The following is a 15,958-nucleotide window of genomic DNA, read 5'->3' as shown; positions in this document are numbered from 1 at the left end:
TGGCCCCTCAGTGAATTTCGTCGTCCACGGTTCCCGATGGATCGTCTCCTCCATTCGGCCCGCCATTCCCCTGCCCCGGATTCGAGACATCCACGCCGTCCTCATTGTTCCCGTGGCCGTTGTTGTTTTTGCAGTAGTCGAAACTCACCAGCAGCACAATATCCTGCAGATCGAAGCCGGAAGAGGTGGTATCGGTCTGGCCCAATTCGATCAGATAAATCACATCCTTGGGACCGATCTCCACCTTGCCTCCCTCATCCAGATAGGGGTCGAGGAAATCCTCAATGTTTCCCTGGCTGAAGGCGGGCACCGAACTGGGGGGTTGATCGCCATTGATCAGGGCGACCACATTCGGGCTGGCGCTCTCCGTCGACCGCCAGGGAAGCCACTGACCTCCATTGAAACAGCGCGCCCGAAAATCAATGCGCGTCATCGCCGGCACTGATGCGAAACCATACAGATAACTCGGTTTCACATCGTCCTGAGTATCGTAGAAAAACTGGGCAAATGAACCGGAGCTTCCGATACGAGCTTGCGCTTCGACATAGCCCCAAACCGGCCGACCCTTGCGATCCACCCCCACCTGGTAAGAAGCCCCGAGAACCCGAATCTCCATGCACAGATCTTCGAGGGGAACGATCGAGCCATCCTCGGGATCGATCTGGATGATGTCCAAAATCGACTCAGGATATTGGATCTCCCATGACAAGGTGGGATGGGTGCCCGTTTGCACCAGAGTCGGGAAGGCGTCGAGAGAGCCAGTCGGCAACAAGGGCTCCACAGGCTGATTGCCCACGCCATTCCCATTGTTGCCATCGCCATTCCCCGCAAACGCAGGGCTCAGCAGGGCGACGACCGAGAGGAGGGACAAGCTCGCGGTGAGGCTGGTTTTCATGGTGGGTGAAGGTGCTCCCACCAGCGGGACTCGCGGTCCGGGAGTCCGGTGGGACCCCGGCCGCGAGTCGGACCCAAGGAGGCAAAGGCAGGGTGCCGACCTGGCTGGTGGTCGATCCCCTACCGGTTCGGGACAGAACCCCTCTCCGGTCCGCCAGACTCTCCAGAATGGAAAGCCCGGCCAATCGCTGGCGTGTGTGGGACTTGGGTGTGTTTGTGTGTGGGTGTGGGGCGTCGGGTAAGGCGCCGATCAAGCAGTTGAAAGGGACGAACCTCTCTCGCGGGACTTCCGCTCAAGGGGGAGCAGCCGTGAGCCAAGGTCCCGAAGGGACATCCCGGCTTTCGAGGAAACGCCATTGCACGCGTTCCCCACTTCGCAGCTGCAAAAAGTCCCGAACGGCTGGGCTCACATCGATGCCTGCCCCTCCGTTTCGATTGTCGCGCGGCTCTTCGCCGCCAAAAACATACTGCCAATGGTCCGTCTGAAACGGTCCTACATCCTCCCACTGCGCGTAGCACACGCGCCCACGGCAATGAATGGCGACCCAACGCCCACGGCAGACCGAAACGCCCTCCCCGCGATATTCCCGCCAAAACCAAGGAATCACCTCCGCGGCCTCAGGACGATGCCGCCCGTCAGACCCCAAATCGTTGTAGGGCAAGGCCACGTAAAAAGCATTGAGCCGGGGCTCAAAACCCGCCGGTCGGAAACCTTCCCGACGTTGGGGATCGTCCAATCCCCCGAAATTTGCAGTCCAATTCGGATCCCACGCGCTGGCGACATTCGAAATGGGATTGTTGAGAGTCGCTTCCTCTCCCACCCAGAACACCGTGGCCACCACATTGCCTCGCCACGCAGCGAGGGAGGGAAAAGGGGACGCCTCCGGCTCCAAAACCACTCGCGCCGGCTCCGGAACACCAAACGGATCACTCAAGGCTGGCAGACGTTCACGACGGTCCTCCAGCAGCGCCTCGTGCCGGACCGAAACCCTCTCAGTCAATCCCATGCCGCGAACGGCCACCAAAGTGGCCACCCACGCGAGCAGGCTGATCGAAAGCGAGGTTCTCATTGGGTTGGGACAGCAATGCCGAACACTTCAGAATGATCGGCCTAACGGGATCACGTATATTTATTGGCCTTTAAGGTTCCAAGAATTTTTTGGAAAAACTTTGAACATCTTAAATTTTTGAGTGTCGGAACTTTCAGGTCCATTTCACCACCTCCCGCCAAATCCCTAAACGCCTCAACCAGAGGCATTTGAGAGTTTTTCTCTCCAGACCTTGCCACCCCCAAGTTGGGGGTCTCCATCGGAAAAAAGCATTTCTTCTCCGTAGATTCCCGGAATCTCCAAGCTCACTTGGACAGACCAAATCGGCGCTCCAGCTCTCCCATAGAGAACTCACTGAGAGTCGGTCGCCCATCCGCCGCGCAGTACGGCAGGTCACATTGAAACAACGCTTCAAGCAGCACCATGGCTTCTTCCGGCCGTGCTTTTTCTCGCAGGGCGGCCTTTCGAGCCAAGGATTTGGCCAGTCTTTCGTCGGCAAACCGTCGCGAAAGCGTCGCCTCATCCGCCAACTCATCCGCCAGATCCAACAGCAGTGGCTGCACCTCTTCGGGTTTCACAAAATCCGGAGCCGACATCACCTGCAGGCAACCTCCGCCAAAATCCCCAATCTCGAATCCCGCCGATGCCAAACCCTCGCGATGCGCCAAAAGGAGTTCGACCTCCCGCGGGCCGGGCTCCAACAACAGCGGAACCAGCAAACTCTGGGTGTGGACGCTTTGCCCACCAGCAGCCATGAGCTTTTCATACCAAATCCTCTCCCGCGCTGCTCGCGGATCAAGCACCACCAGACCGTCGCTCGACTCCAGCAATGCGAAGCGGCCCAACAGAGTTCCAATCAGGCGGAACCCAGGCCCCGCTGGGGCGGCCTCCGTCACGGGCTCCTGAGAAATCAGCGGGCGCTCAACCGCGACCGGTTGCCAAACCGCGCGGGCAGCCGGAACCGAAGGCATGACGGGGCGGGCCACCGATACCTTCGGCACGCCGGACTCCGGTCGGTTCGGTATCACCGGTCGCCCTCGCTCAGAACTTGATGTTTCCGGCTCAATCGCCTTCGGAGGCTGCAATGCAGAAGAAGCCCCCATCACCGCGGCGGCAATCGCCTCGCGCAAATCGTGGGGTTTGCGCAATCGAATCTCCCGCTTGGCCGGATGCACATTCACGTCCACCCATGCCGGATCCATCTCGATCCACAGCCAAGCGGCCGGGTGCAGTCCTTCTTGCAGTCCGCCTCGGAATCCCTCCACCAATCCTCGGGAAATCGCGGCGTCTTCCACCGGTCTCCCGTTCAAAAAAATGCACTGATGTCGTCGGCCGCGTCGGGCGTGCCCATGCGGCAAAATGAAGCCCTCCACTCGCAAACCAGTCGCCTCCGTCGGCTCCAATCGCATCAACTCCCTGCCCACCGATAATCCGAGAATCTGCCGCAGCCGATCCAGCCGATCCAAGCCCGCCGGAAGATCGAATACCTCGCGGTCATCCTTCCGAAATCGAATGCGCACCTGCGCGGCCGCCAACGCATGCAGACGCAGCTGATGCTCAATGTGAGCACTCTCCGTCGACTCCGTCTTCAGAAACTTCTTCCGCGCCGGGACATTGAAAAACAGATCCCGCACCTCCATCACCGTGCCCACCGGACATCCTGCATCCCTGATGGGTCCGATCTGTCCTCCTTCCACCTCGATCTCCGTTCCTGCCACCTCCTCGGCCGTGCGGGTTTTCAGTCGAAATCGGGAAACGCTCGCCATGCTCGGAATCGCTTCTCCGCGAAATCCAAGGGTCCGGATTCGCAGCAAATCGGCGGCTGACTGCAACTTGCTCGTGGCATGTCGCTCCAGACACATCCGTGCGTCTTCCCTACCCATGCCCGATCCATCATCGGTCACGCGAATCAGCGCCGCCCCCCCTCGGCGAATTTCCACCAGCACTTCTCGGGCTCCGGCATCGATGCTGTTTTCCACCAATTCCTTCACCACACTGGCCGGGCGCTCGACCACCTCGCCAGCCGCCACTTGGCTGGCCAAAACATCAGGAAGCACTTGGATGCGCGGCACCCCCCCACTTGAAACCTGAATCCGGCCCGATCCAATCCCCATTTCCCACCAACTTCCCCCTCCTTGCTTTGCATTTTTCCCTCGCACCTCTCTCTGCGGGCCGTATCTAGCCCTTGTCATGATTTCCATCAGCGACCGCGCCGCCTCCGCCCTGCGAGACCTCCTTGCCAGCAAGGATGCCTCGCCGCAGGCCGGCCTGCGCCTCGCCGTCCGTCGCGGCGGATGCGCCGGCTGGCAGTATGAAATGAAAATCGCCGAACCCGAAGAAGGGGATCACATCACGTCCTTCGATGGTGGCTGCCTGATTGTCGCCGCCGATAGCACCGCGAAGCTCTCCGGTTGCCAGGTCGACTACGCCGATGGCCTTTCCGATGCCGGCTTCCGCATCGTCAATCCCCAAGCCGTCCGCTCCTGCGGTTGCGGCACCTCGTTCGAAACGGCCAGCGATCCCCCCTCCGACTTCGATTCCGAGGGCGACTGCACCTCCTCATGAGTTCCAAGACGGAAGCAGCACCCCGGCGCCGACGTCGCAGCCACTACTACTGGTGGCTGCTCGCCAATATCGTGGCCGCCTGTTTGGCAGTCCTTTCCTGGCTGCTCACCCTTCACATCTTCGGCCACCCGGAAATCCCCGAATTCTATCGCCTCATTCAAAAACTCGGCCGAGCCGAGCCTCCCGTCGATTTCAAAGTCGAAGACGCCCCTCCCGGCGAATCGGCGGATCCCCGCAAACTCTACGTCCGGTACGCCGAGCTTCCTGACGACCGCACGGCGACACTCAATCAGGCCCTGATGCGGAACTACCTCACTGGCCTCAAACAGCTCGAACTCATTCAATACGTCGAAGGCAGCTTCGAAGTCGTCGAAACCCGCCCCCTCGGCGAAGACGACCTTTTTACCGAAGGCTTCGCCGTCCGGGGCCGGGCAATGGTCAAACCTGACGAATTTACCAAGCCCGTCCCCTACCCCGTCGTCATCGATTATCTTTTCCCCACCCACCGAGTCGTCGCTGAGAAGTGGTTTGCTCCAGGCGATCGCCTCAAGGTTTCCAAGATTCCCGATTGCGCAATGCTTCTCCATGTCGGCCGCGCCATCGATGACGACACGCCACTGGTCGTTCTCACGGTCGTCCCGATCGTGATGAACGAATACCAAGTCGGCGAAGGTCGGCGCTTCACCCTCAACTCTCCGGAAGCTCTCCATCCCGGTGCTCCGCTCCCGGTTTTCAACACCGGTCCGCAGCCCTGAGCCCCACCATTCGGCAGCTTGCTGAGCATCCAGCCTGCAATCCTTCAAGACGCAGAACAGGGACGAAGCTAGGTTGCTGATCCTTGCAACCCCACCTCGCTTTCTTCCATGCCCACCGCCGGTGAGTCCCTCCCGTCGGCGGGCAAACGTTTCCTTCAATCTCGCCTGCTTGGCTACCTCGTGCTGTGCGGGGTGATTTTCATTTGGGCCGGTTTCGCTCTCACTTTACGGAGCCTCGAAAACTCCCCTCTTGCCGCCGTCGACGTGGCGCTATTTCGGATGCTGATCCCGCTGGGTTTCCTCCTTCCCTGCCTGCCTCGGCGCCTCCCCCGACTGCGAGTTCTTCCCCCCGGCACTCTGGTTCTCGTCGCTCTCGGAGGCGCCCCTTTTTTTCTGGTCGCCCATGCTGGCGCGGAATCGACCTCCGCAGCGGATGTGAGCGCCCTCATCGCCGGCACGGCTCCCCTCGTCGTCGCCCTTCTTCGGGCGGGTTTCGAAAAGCACCGTCCCGCCTCATGGGGCCCCCTTCTCCTCATCCCCATCGGAGCAGCTCTGCTCATCGCCAGCCACGCCCACGCCATCGATGCCGAAATGATCCGGGGTTGGGCTCTCCTTCTCCTGGCCAGCCTCCTTTGGGCTTCTTACACTCTGGGACTGCGGCGCTCCGGGCTCGATGCACTGTCCAATACCCTTCTGGTCTCGATCCTATCTCTGCCATTGCTCGGCCTGCTTCTTGCTACTTCTCTCACACCCAGCCACTTCGACCACTGGACCTGGAGCGACGCCCGCCCTTTCGTCCTGATCCAAGGGCTCGGCGCCGGTCTCTTTTCCAATCTCGGTTACGCGTTCGCCGTGAGACGACTGGGAGCCCCCACCAGTGCTACCTTGGGCGCTCTGACTCCCGCCCTCACCGCTCTGCTCGCCGTTCCTCTGCTCCATGAACCGCTCCCCCTCATTGCCCTCGCCGGCATCTTCATCATCGCCCTGGGAGTCGCACTTTCTCAATCTCGACACAGACTCGCCTTCCCCTTCCTCAAGCCTGGCAGATCCAAAACCCCTCTTTGCTCCCCTCCTTCTAGCCAAGTCCCTATCGACCGAGGTGCCCCTTGAGCGAGGCCTCTCAGGATTTCATCTCGAAGTCCCAGAGCTCTCCGAAGAAGCTTAGCGAATTTTCTTCCCTCACCTCGTCTCCTGAAAGTAACACCTGCGCCGCAGAATCTCATGCCGGGGTGGCGAAATTGGTAGACGCACCAGATTTAGGTTCTGGCGCCGCAAGGCGTGCAGGTTCGACCCCTGTCCCCGGTACTTCTTCCCTCTTCCGAGTCGCTCTTCTTCAGAAGCCCCGAATGGAGGCCACCACTCCATAGCCTCATCCAAGGGAAAGACGTGGAGCATAGCGGAATCGAACCGCTGACCTTCTCATTGCGAACGAGACGCTCTACCAACTGAGCTAATGCCCCTTCGTTTCCGATTGGACAGGCGAGGGAATGGCATCTCGCCGATTTCATGGCAAGGTCAAAGGAACTGCGTATCTACCCGGGGAGCCAATTTCAAACATGCGTTGCCAAGGACCTCAATTCCCTCATAGTCCAACTCATGCGGATTTCCCCGGCATGGTTGTTGATGAGTTTCATTCCTTGGATCTTCCCCAGCTGCAGCAATAGCAGCCTGTCGGGCGACAATCCTTCTGGAACGGGCCCATTTGATAGCCGCGGAAACTATGTGGAAGCCTGGGCCGATAACCCATCCAAGTGGAATGGGCGCTCCGTGCAGCCCACCGAGGTCGCTTCGAATGAATCATCGAATTCATCCACCGTCGCTCAAACGACCACGGTGACGACCACCCCCACCGCCAAGCCGGAACCCGTTCGCACAGTCTCCACCACGAGCACGCCCGCTCCGAAGCCCAAGCCCAAACCGGTCGTCAAACCCAAGCCAAAGCCCAAGCCGGCCTTTGCCACTCACTCAGTTCGCAAGGGCGACACCCTCTACGGCCTCGCCAAACGCTACGGAACGACCGTCGGCAAGATCCAACAGGCCAACGGCATCAAGGGCAGCAACATCCGCATCGGCCAATCGCTGAAAATTCCGCGCTAAGCCGCCTCTGCCTTCCGCCCCTCTCCCTGGGGTCGACCTACGACCCCCTCGATCCCACGGACGGCCTTGATCAAGCCGTCCGTTTTCTCGTCACCGCGACAGAGATAAACAAGGCGCCGATGGCGATCATGAACAGCGAAAGGAACTGACCGCTGGTGAACACCCCGACGAAACTCTTACTCGAATCGGGTTCCCGAAATTGCTCACCAATGATCCGGAATACTGCATAGCCGATAAAAAACAATCCGGTCAGAACCCCATGAGGCAGTCGTGGGAATCGCACCCGGACCGTCCACAAGATCAAGAACAGAGCGAGCCCTTCCATGCCCGCTTGATAGAGCTGGGACGGATGGCGTGGCTCCAAAAAGGGCTCAAGGGCCTGCGTCACTGCGGGATCGTGGATCTGCCACTGATGAACCGTCGTGAACCATTGCCTCGAAGGGACTTCCGCCAATTCAGGCCGCACCGCGAGCACAGCTTCCATCGCAGCATCGAACCGAGTCGATTCGATCCGGTCCGGCTCCACCAAGGCCATCGGGAACTTGACTGCCCAGGAGACCCCTTCCGCGACCCGTCCATAGAGCTCGCCGTTGATGAAATTGGCCAACCTTCCGAACATGATTCCAAGCGGCGCCACCACGCACAACCCATCTCCGAGCCCGGTCCATGACACCTTCTTTTTGCGTGAGTAGAACCAAGTAAAGATCACCAAGCCGAGGATGCCCCCGTGACTGGCCATGCCCCCGTCCCACACCCGGAATACCCGCAGCGGATCTTCAGTGACCCAGCTCCAGCCATGCTCCCGCGGTTCGTACCAAAGCATGTAGCCCAACCGGCCGCCAATGAAGACCCCAAAGATCGCGGCTGCCGCAATGAAATCCCCGGCGGCTCCCGGCGGCAGCACCCACAATTTCCGCTTGGCCAAATAGTCCAGCAGCACCATTCCCACCAGGAAGGCTGCGAGATAGGAAAGACCATACCAACGCAACGCAATCGCGTCGTTGATCCGAAAAAGAACGGGGTCGAGGTCGTGGACGTACGTCGCGAAAAACACGTGCGGAGCTGACACCGAAACACCCGCCCCGGCAAGCGGCTTACCAGTATCGAGTCAAAGAGCCCACGGCATCCGCATCCAGTCGCCGAACCAGGGCGGTCGCCAGCACCACCATGTGCAGGTAGTCGTTCACATCAATGATCGCATTGTGAGAATGGATATACCGTGCCGGAGTTCCCAAAACCACACAGGGAATCCCTTCATTGGCTAGATGGAACGAGCCTGCGTCGGTGCCTCCCTTGCGCCGCACCGTGACCTGATAGGGAATCCCTTCATCCCGCGCCACCTGTTCCGCCAACTGGGCAAACCGTGGATTGCCAATGGCGCTGGAATCAAAATATCGGATTTGCACACCGCCACCCAAACGTCCCTGACAATCCGACAGAGGAAATCCCGGCGTATCGTCCGCAGGAGGGCCTTCGAGCACCACCACAGCATCCGGCTTGGCGAGAACTGCGGCAGACCTTGCACCGCGCAGGCCCACCTCTTCCTGGACGGTTCCCGCCAACAACAGGCGGTTCCCGCGAGATTCTCCCGCCGTGCGCTGCCCGCACTGAATCGCCCCGGCCATCCCCACCCGGTTGTCAAAAGCCTTCGCCATGAACCAATCCTCCCGGGCCATCGGCGTGAACGCACTCACCGGGGCAATCGGATCCCCCAACGAGATCCCAAATTCCCGCATCGCCTGCCCGCGGGATTCCGCACCCACATCGATGAACATCTGCTCAATGCCAAGGACCTGATTGCGCTGCGCTTCACTAAGGAAATGGGGAGGCAGGGAACACACCACCCCGACGATTTTGCGACCCGATCGGGTTTTCACCTCCACCCGCTGGGACAACAAACTGTGCGTCCACCAGCCGCCCAATGCCACGAACTGAAGAAAACCTGTCGTCGTGATGTTCTGCACCATGAATCCCACTTCATCCATGTGCCCGGCCACCATCACCCGCGGACCTTCACCTCCCGCATCGCAGATCACCGAACCGTTGCCATCGGCCGAAAGCTCTCCGTGATCACCCAACTCACGGACAAATACATCCCTCACCTCATCTTCGTAACCCGGGACCGAGTGCGCCTCGGTGAGCTCCTTCAACAATGCCTCTGCCGTCGTTCGCATGCCGCGAAATCTAGCGATTCCCTTGCCACCGCAAAGCGCCAAGTCATTTCTCCGCCCATCGCGACCCTAAAAAAACCTCGCCCAGGATGCGCTCCGGGCGAGGTCAGCGTGGAACGATTTTCCACCCGTTGCCGTTTCCGAATCAGAAGGTCCAAACGAGGTCGACCGTGAAGCGATCTTCAATGATCCCATCCGCATCGTCCGTAAGCGGAATCTCATAGGCAAATCCGACATCGATCGAGTCGCAGAGCTGCGAACGGAAACCAACCGCCGCCGTGACCAAATCTCGATTCTGGCTGGCATTCGATGCCCCGAAATTGAGCAAATCGTTGCCCTCAAAGGTGGCCACTGCCGGGACCAACCCAACCGCCTGATCAAAGTAATTCATCCGACCATTGCCGGCAGACAAGACGTGGTGCCAATTCACTTCCACCAACGGAATGAACCATGGCGTGACCTCGTAGCTGGCGTGTGCGCTCAAGAAAGAGTTCGTCGCTTGCTGACCATCAAACGGCAGCCGCACCCCGCCGCCACCGGCCAGTTGCAGGCCGTCCCACAATTTCACTGCGGAGACGATCAGATTGAGGGCTCCATTGCCTTCCCCTTGAAACACATCATGGTTCCCGGTGGGAAACTCGTAGGTCGCCGTTCCGCTCAATGCGAAGGAATTGGCCGGATCGTAGATGAAGGCGTACTTCAGGCCGGCAGCAATATTAGCAAAGCCCGTCTGTGAGGTCCACAAGGCCGAACCTGCATCCAAATCGACATACCCATCCTTAGTCGCGACCAACGACAGGCGCTCGTTGAAGGCGATCTCAAATTGCAGCGCATACACTTCCACCGTCCCATCCATCGGCACCGGCCCAATGGTCGTATTCACCCGCCTCGGCAGATTTTGATACATGTAGATCGGGTGGATATTGGTCGTCGGCAGCGCCAAATCGAACATCGTCGGGTTGGTGATCGGACGACGGGCGTTTTCGAATCCACCGGTAGCGGTGGTCGTTTCCAGCACAGCGGGCTCAATCGCGACAGTTCCTGCCAAGGCGGTGGCTGCGCAGGCGCCGAGAATTCCGGTAACCGTAGTAGCGATGGATTTTCTCATAGGGGTAGCGTGGTTTCGGTTGCTTCGTTCCGGACGCATGCCGGATGCGCGGAGCTTCCTTCCCACACGCTCAACTCGCTAGTCACCGCCCACCCCAAGCTGCGCATATTTTGCGCCGCCTTCGCCGGTCTCGCACTTCGATCCGCGCCTATCCGGCCGTGGGCTCTCCACCTTTGGCGACTTGCCAGGCAGCCTCCATTTCCTCCACTGCTGCGGCATCGAGCGAGCGACCTTGAGTTTTCAAAGCCTGCTCCATCTGCCCAAAGCGCCGCTCGAACTTTTCATTGGCAGCCGCCATCACCACCTCGGGGTCCAGTCCCCGGAATCGCAGCAAATTCACCACCGAAAACATCAAATCGCCCAATTCTTCCTCGGCCTCTGCCGGAGTCGCCGCAGCCTCTAGCTCCAGCAACTCCTCGCGAATCTTGTCCACCACTCCCGCTTCGTCCGGCCAATCGAAGCCCACCTTCGCAGCTTTCTTCTGCAGCTTCGCCGCCCGCAACAAGGCAGGCAGCCCTTTCCCCACACCGTGGAGGAAAGGCTTTTCGGTGTCCCCCTTTTCGGCACGCTTGATAGCGTCCCATTGCAGCAGAACCCCCTCCGTCGTCGCCACCTCCCGCGATCCAAAAACATGCGGATGCCTCCTCACGAGCTTCTCGGATATTCCACGTGCCACCTCGTCGAAATCAAAGCCTCCTGCCTCCTCAGCCAGTTCGCTGTGGAATACCACCTGCAACAAAAGATCTCCCAACTCCTCCTTCAAATGCTCGCGATCCCCTCGCTGGATCGTATCGACCGTTTCGTAAGCCTCCTCGATCAGGTTCGGCACCAAGCTTTCATGCGTTTGTTCTGCATCCCACGGGCACCCACCCGGTGCCCGAAGTCGATGCATGATGGCCCGCAGGCGATCCATCTGCTGCGATTTTTCCGGGCAATCTATCATTTCTGCATCGGTCATCATGAGCGTTGGGAGGCTTGTTCGAGAATCTTGCGTTCTTCCGCAGTCAGACTTCCGAGGCCCTCCCGCGTAACTTTTTCGAGGATTCGATCCACTTCACTTTCAGAATGCAGATCGACCGTCGTGCGAGGCCGGATTTTCTCTTCGTGACGACGCCGCCGAAACTGCTTGGGACGTAAGATTTTTCTCCCCGTCGTCCACGAGCCTCCTTTTCGCAAAAGCCTTGGATATCGCATCAGCAGCAGCCCCATCAATGCCCCACCCAAATGCCCCGCCTCTCCTCCACTATTGGCAAACCACAAAGAGTTCGGAAACAGCAGCCCTCCTAAAATCGTCAACACCGCCAAGCCCGCGACGATCAAAGCTAGCTTTCGCATGGTAAGGGTGACCGGCGGAAAAAGCAGACTGACCCGAGTCTCAGGAGCGATTCGGTAGATCGCAAAGAGCAAGCCGAACACTCCAGCACTTGCTCCGATCAAAGGCGTGTGCATGTCGGCATTCGGCAACAGCCTTACACCCAGCAACAAACTGAAAAACAGCGCCCCCGCCACCCCACACAACAAATAATAGGCGATAAAGCGGCGGGAACCCCACCAGCGCTCCACCCATGGGCCAAAGAAATACACCGCCATCATATTCAGAAACACGTGCATCACTCCCGCGTGCAGGAACTGAAAGGTCACCAACTCCCAAATCCGCCCCCCCAGCAACCCCGTCGAAACTTGAAAAGCGCCCCACTGCTCAAAAGGCCCGGGCAACTCCACTCCTGAGTACCCTTGGGTGGGCCGCAACATCAGGTCCAACAGGAAAATCCCGCCGTTGATGATCAACAGAGCCTTCGTCACCGGTGGCAGCGGTGGCTGCCCACCCCGCACCGAGCGTGCGTAGTTTCGCTCAGAGAATCCCATGGCGCAGGGGAGTAGCACGGGGATTCCCAACCGGCAAGGCGCCGCACCCGGGAAGCAATCACCCCGTCCCCTCGGGAAAAATGCCGAAAACTCCCCATGCAAAGCATTTCGCCGCATCTGCCCCCACCATGAATCGGAGTCGCTGCGTCAAAACCCTTACTCGCGCCCAACTGGCACCACGTTTGCTGATGCTTCGCCGATACCTCACCCCTCAACGTGTATGTTCGAAATGGAAGCCAACCATGCACCCGATGCTCACCCGATTGCGTCCGAATTGATTCTCGGCGACGCCTGGGACCCGTCGGCTGTGGCCGGCCTGATCCGATCCAAGTCGTCCCATCAGGAATCGCCCTGCTTTCTCTTCTTGGGCAAACGCGAGGCCGACTTGCTACGCTCCCACCTCGGCGCGATCTTTGGTCCCGAAAACGTTCCCTGCCTCAAAGACACCTTCTACATGGGCCTCGAAGTCATCGAGCTCGCCAGTGAATCGTTCCTCCTCACCTGCGGCCGCAAAACCTCGCGCACCCTGCAGGATCCCATCTCAAAACGCCCCGAATGGAGGGACTCGGTCTCCGATACCCTCTGGCAGTACCGCCTCCATTGATATCGTTGCGTTCCGGCTTCGGGCGGCTCGCGCCCCATCCCGTGCGATCCACGCGGGTGAGGGGCGAGCGGCCCCCGCCCGGTTCTCCCTCCTCTCATGACCTTTCCTCGCTTCGTGGGATTCGAAGCTTTGATCCCACCCGATTTGTCGCTGGGATGATCTGTCCATGAAGCGACCCGCCCTCCACTGGCAAATTCTGATCGCCCTCGTCCTGGCCACCGTCACCGGGATGATTTTTCGGGGCCTATTCGGACCCGACCCCGGCGAGGGAAGCTTCTGCACCCGCGCCATCGAGATCTCCAGCTTTGTGGGCGATCTCTTCATGCAGGCGCTGAAGATGATCATCGTGCCCCTCATCGTCACCTCGGTCATCAGTGGCATCGCCAGCCTCCAGGGAGTTCAAGGATTCGGACGTCTCGGCGGAAAAACCCTCGGATTCTACGCCCTCACCACCCTGCTCGCCGTCTTCACCGGTCTTACCGTCGTCAATCTCATCGAACCTGGTGTGAAAGACGGAGTGCCCAACGAAGCCATTCGCAGCGCCTTCGCAAGCCACGCCGCCTCCGCCTCCGAAGCCGAACATGCGAAAGTCGCCGAAGCCGCCGGCCGTCAAGCCGGAGACTTCCTGGATACCTTTCGGATGATGATTCCGCCCAACGTCTTCCAAGCGGCCACCGACAATGGCCAGATGCTCGGCGTCATCGTCTTCAGCATCCTCTTCGCCATCGCCATGACCCGACTCCCCAGCGAGGAAATCCGCACCCTGCGTGATTTTTTCCAGGCAGGAAATGACGTCATGATCACTCTCACCCGCTGGATCATGGCCGTTTCCCCGATCGGGGTCTATGCCCTGATGTTTCCCGTGATCCACGCCAATGGCCCCGAAGTCTTCTGGGAACTCAAAGCCTATTTCATCACCGTTCTGGTCGCTCTCGGGATCCACTTCGGGCTCACCCTCCCACTCATCCTGCGCTTTCTCGGCGGCATCCGCCCCGCCGATCACTTCCGCGCCCTTCGCGAAGCCCTGCTGCTCGCCTTTTCCACCGCCTCCTCCTCCGGCACCCTCCCCGTTACCATGCGCTGCGTGCAGGAAAATGCCGGTGTTTCCAAACGCGTTTCTTCCTTCACCCTTCCCCTCGGAGCCACCGTCAATATGGACGGCACCGCGCTCTACGAATGCGTCGCCGTCGTCTTCGTCGCTCAAGTCATGGGCGTCGACATGGGCTTCACCCAACAATTCTTTGTCGTCATCGCCGCCCTCCTCACCAGCATTGGCGTCGCCGGAGTCCCTTCAGCCAGCCTCGTCGCCATCCTCCTCATCCTCAAAAACAGCCAAGTCCCCGAGGCAGAAACTGCCGTGGTGGCCCTTCTTGCCGTCGACCGACTCCTCGACATGTCCCGCACCGCTGTGAATGTCTTCGGCGACTCGTGCGCTGCCGTCGTCATCGCGAAAAGCGAGGGGGATCCCGTCTACTCCAAGTGACGGAAGTCCCTTCTCCCTCCTCCAGCCTTTGCTTGCTCCGTGCCGATCGGGCCGGTAAATCCCGGCCATGCACGGCTTCGCCTACCAGAACGGCTCCCTTCATTGCGAAGGCATCGATCTCCAGTCCCTTGCGGAAGAGCATGGCACCCCCCTCTACGTTTACTCGGCAGGGACCATCCGCGACCACTTCACCCGTCTCGACCAGGCCATGACAGGCGTCGATCACGAGGTCGCCTATGCCGTCAAAGCCAACTCCAACCTCTCCGTGCTCCGCCTGCTCGCCGGTCTTGATGCCGGCTTTGATATCGTTTCCGGCGGCGAACTTTTCCGCGTGATCGAAGCCGGTGGAAATCCTGCCAAGTGCACTTTCGCAGGCGTCGGGAAGACCCGTGACGAAATCGAATATGCCCTGAAGCAGGGAATCTATTCCTTCAATGTCGAGAGCGAAGAGGAACTGCGCTACCTCAACACCGTCGCTGCCGAGCTCGATCTCGTCGCTCCCGCCGCCGTGCGGGTCAACCCGAACGTCGACGCCAAGACCCACAAATACATCTCGACCGGCAAGTCCGAGAACAAGTTCGGCGTGGACTTCGAAGCCATCGAAGACCTCTACGCTCGCGCGGCCGCGGAACTCCCGCATGTGAAGCTCCGTGGCTTGCAAATGCACATCGGCTCACAGCTCACCTCCATTCAACCATTCGTCGAGGCCGTTGAAAAAGTCACCCCCTTGGTGCTGACCTTGAAGGCCAAGCACGGAATCGAATTCTGGTCGATCGGAGGAGGCATCGGCATCGTTTACCACGACTCGTTGGCGGCTGGATCCATCGATTGGTGGGATGCGAAATCCGAACAAGATCGCCCCCTCACGCTCACCCAATACGGCGCCACCCTCGTCCCTCGGCTCAAGGACCTCGGCCTGAAGATTCTCCTCGAACCCGGTCGCGCGATCGTCGGCAACGCCGGCGTGCTCCTCACCCGCTGCCTCTATGAAAAGCAAGGCACCGCGAAAACCTTCAAGATCGTCGATGCCGGCATGAACGACCTCATCCGCCCCGCCCTCTACGAAGGTCACCACGAGATCGTCCCACTCAAGGAACCCGCTGGTGAAAGGAAACTTGTCGATGTGGTTGGCCCCATTTGCGAAAGCGGCGACTTTTTCTGCCAAAACCGCGAACTGCCTGACTTCCAACCCGGTGACACCATCGCCCTGATGTCCTCGGGTGCCTACGGATTCGTCATGGCCTCGAACTACAACACGCGTCCCCTTCCCGCCGAGATTCTCGTTGATGGCACAACCGCTCAAGTCGTGCGCAAACGTCAGACTCTCGAAGACATCATCGCCGCCGAACGGTAACCGCCGGAAAGA

At 59.7% G+C, this 15,958-nt stretch carries 15 protein-coding genes and 2 tRNA genes; 8 read left to right on the top strand and 9 right to left on the bottom strand.

Annotated elements, in window-relative coordinates:
• Positions 1–7: 7 nt before the first annotated feature.
• The 3 genes from HNR46_RS17595 to mutL all read right to left on the bottom strand — a co-directional run bounded on the left by HNR46_RS17595 (position 8) and on the right by mutL (position 4,015).
• Positions 8–895: a hypothetical protein gene (locus HNR46_RS17595; RefSeq protein WP_184021305.1), complete on the bottom strand. Its 888-nt coding sequence runs from the start codon at positions 893–895 to the stop codon at positions 8–10.
• A 292-nt stretch (positions 896–1,187) separates the two neighbouring features.
• Complete coding sequence (locus HNR46_RS17590) at positions 1,188–1,964, bottom strand: hypothetical protein (protein ID WP_184021225.1); 777 nt, start codon at positions 1,962–1,964, stop codon at positions 1,188–1,190.
• Positions 1,965–2,248: 284 nt separating this feature from the next.
• Entirely contained in the window at positions 2,249–4,015 is a 1,767-nt protein-coding gene (mutL, locus tag HNR46_RS17585) for a DNA mismatch repair endonuclease MutL (protein ID WP_184021222.1), read from the bottom strand.
• A gap of 118 nt (positions 4,016–4,133) precedes the next feature.
• On the opposite strand from mutL, the gene HNR46_RS17580 reads away from it, so the two are divergent.
• From HNR46_RS17580 to HNR46_RS17565, 4 genes are all read left to right on the top strand, one after another.
• Positions 4,134–4,508 carry a HesB/IscA family protein gene (locus tag HNR46_RS17580; protein ID WP_184021218.1) on the top strand — a complete coding sequence of 125 codons (375 nt, stop codon included), beginning with the start codon at positions 4,134–4,136 and terminating at the stop codon, positions 4,506–4,508.
• The gene (locus tag HNR46_RS17575) at positions 4,505–5,263 is read left to right on the top strand and encodes a hypothetical protein (RefSeq protein WP_184021215.1); all 759 of its coding nucleotides are present in this window, start codon (positions 4,505–4,507) and stop codon (positions 5,261–5,263) included. The genes HNR46_RS17580 and HNR46_RS17575 overlap by 4 nt, the downstream gene beginning before the upstream one ends.
• Before the next feature lie 108 nt (positions 5,264–5,371).
• Positions 5,372–6,373 carry a DMT family transporter gene (locus HNR46_RS17570; RefSeq protein WP_184021212.1) on the top strand — a complete coding sequence of 334 codons (1,002 nt, stop codon included), beginning with the start codon at positions 5,372–5,374 and terminating at the stop codon, positions 6,371–6,373.
• Positions 6,374–6,486: 113 nt separating this feature from the next.
• Positions 6,487–6,568: transfer RNA gene (locus HNR46_RS17565), tRNA-Leu, on the top strand.
• Positions 6,569–6,650: 82 nt separating this feature from the next.
• Here the strand turns inward: HNR46_RS17565 and HNR46_RS17560 are convergent.
• A tRNA-Ala gene (locus HNR46_RS17560) sits at positions 6,651–6,723 on the bottom strand.
• 163 nt (positions 6,724–6,886) lie between these two features.
• Here HNR46_RS17560 and HNR46_RS17555 point away from each other — a divergent pair.
• Complete coding sequence (locus tag HNR46_RS17555; RefSeq protein ID WP_221285253.1) at positions 6,887–7,360, top strand: LysM peptidoglycan-binding domain-containing protein; 474 nt, start codon at positions 6,887–6,889, stop codon at positions 7,358–7,360.
• A gap of 70 nt (positions 7,361–7,430) precedes the next feature.
• Here the strand turns inward: HNR46_RS17555 and lgt are convergent, their stop codons facing one another.
• The 5 genes from lgt to HNR46_RS17530 all read right to left on the bottom strand — a co-directional run bounded on the left by lgt (position 7,431) and on the right by HNR46_RS17530 (position 12,505).
• Positions 7,431–8,414, bottom strand: a complete 984-nt coding sequence (gene lgt / locus HNR46_RS17550; RefSeq protein ID WP_221285252.1) for a prolipoprotein diacylglyceryl transferase — start codon at positions 8,412–8,414, stop codon at positions 7,431–7,433.
• Positions 8,415–8,454: 40 nt separating this feature from the next.
• Complete coding sequence (locus HNR46_RS17545) at positions 8,455–9,534, bottom strand: M42 family metallopeptidase (RefSeq protein WP_184021204.1); 1,080 nt, start codon at positions 9,532–9,534, stop codon at positions 8,455–8,457.
• 142 nt (positions 9,535–9,676) lie between these two features.
• Positions 9,677–10,639: a transporter gene (locus tag HNR46_RS17540; RefSeq protein WP_184021201.1), complete on the bottom strand. Its 963-nt coding sequence runs from the start codon at positions 10,637–10,639 to the stop codon at positions 9,677–9,679.
• A 148-nt stretch (positions 10,640–10,787) separates the two neighbouring features.
• The gene (mazG, locus tag HNR46_RS17535; RefSeq protein WP_246418181.1) at positions 10,788–11,600 is read right to left on the bottom strand and encodes a nucleoside triphosphate pyrophosphohydrolase; all 813 of its coding nucleotides are present in this window, start codon (positions 11,598–11,600) and stop codon (positions 10,788–10,790) included.
• On the bottom strand, positions 11,597–12,505 hold the full coding sequence (locus tag HNR46_RS17530) for a rhomboid family intramembrane serine protease (RefSeq protein WP_184021199.1): 909 nt from the start codon (positions 12,503–12,505) through the stop codon (positions 11,597–11,599). The genes mazG and HNR46_RS17530 overlap by 4 nt, the downstream gene beginning before the upstream one ends.
• 229 nt (positions 12,506–12,734) lie before the next feature.
• Between HNR46_RS17530 and HNR46_RS17525 the strand changes: the two genes are divergently transcribed.
• The 3 genes from HNR46_RS17525 to lysA all read left to right on the top strand — a co-directional run bounded on the left by HNR46_RS17525 (position 12,735) and on the right by lysA (position 15,946).
• Positions 12,735–13,109, top strand: coding sequence for a hypothetical protein (locus HNR46_RS17525; RefSeq protein WP_184021196.1), 375 nt, complete (start codon positions 12,735–12,737; stop codon positions 13,107–13,109).
• Between the two features lie 166 nt (positions 13,110–13,275).
• Positions 13,276–14,592, top strand: coding sequence for a dicarboxylate/amino acid:cation symporter (locus HNR46_RS17520; RefSeq protein ID WP_184021193.1), 1,317 nt, complete (start codon positions 13,276–13,278; stop codon positions 14,590–14,592).
• Positions 14,593–14,659: 67 nt separating this feature from the next.
• Positions 14,660–15,946 carry a diaminopimelate decarboxylase gene (lysA, locus tag HNR46_RS17515; protein WP_184021190.1) on the top strand — a complete coding sequence of 429 codons (1,287 nt, stop codon included), beginning with the start codon at positions 14,660–14,662 and terminating at the stop codon, positions 15,944–15,946.
• The last annotated feature ends 12 nt before the right edge of the window (positions 15,947–15,958 follow it).

It is taken from the genome of Haloferula luteola (assembly GCF_014201715.1).
Lineage (GTDB): Bacteria > Verrucomicrobiota > Verrucomicrobiia > Verrucomicrobiales > Akkermansiaceae > Haloferula > Haloferula luteola.
This window is presented reverse-complemented; position numbering and strand designations above follow the sequence as displayed.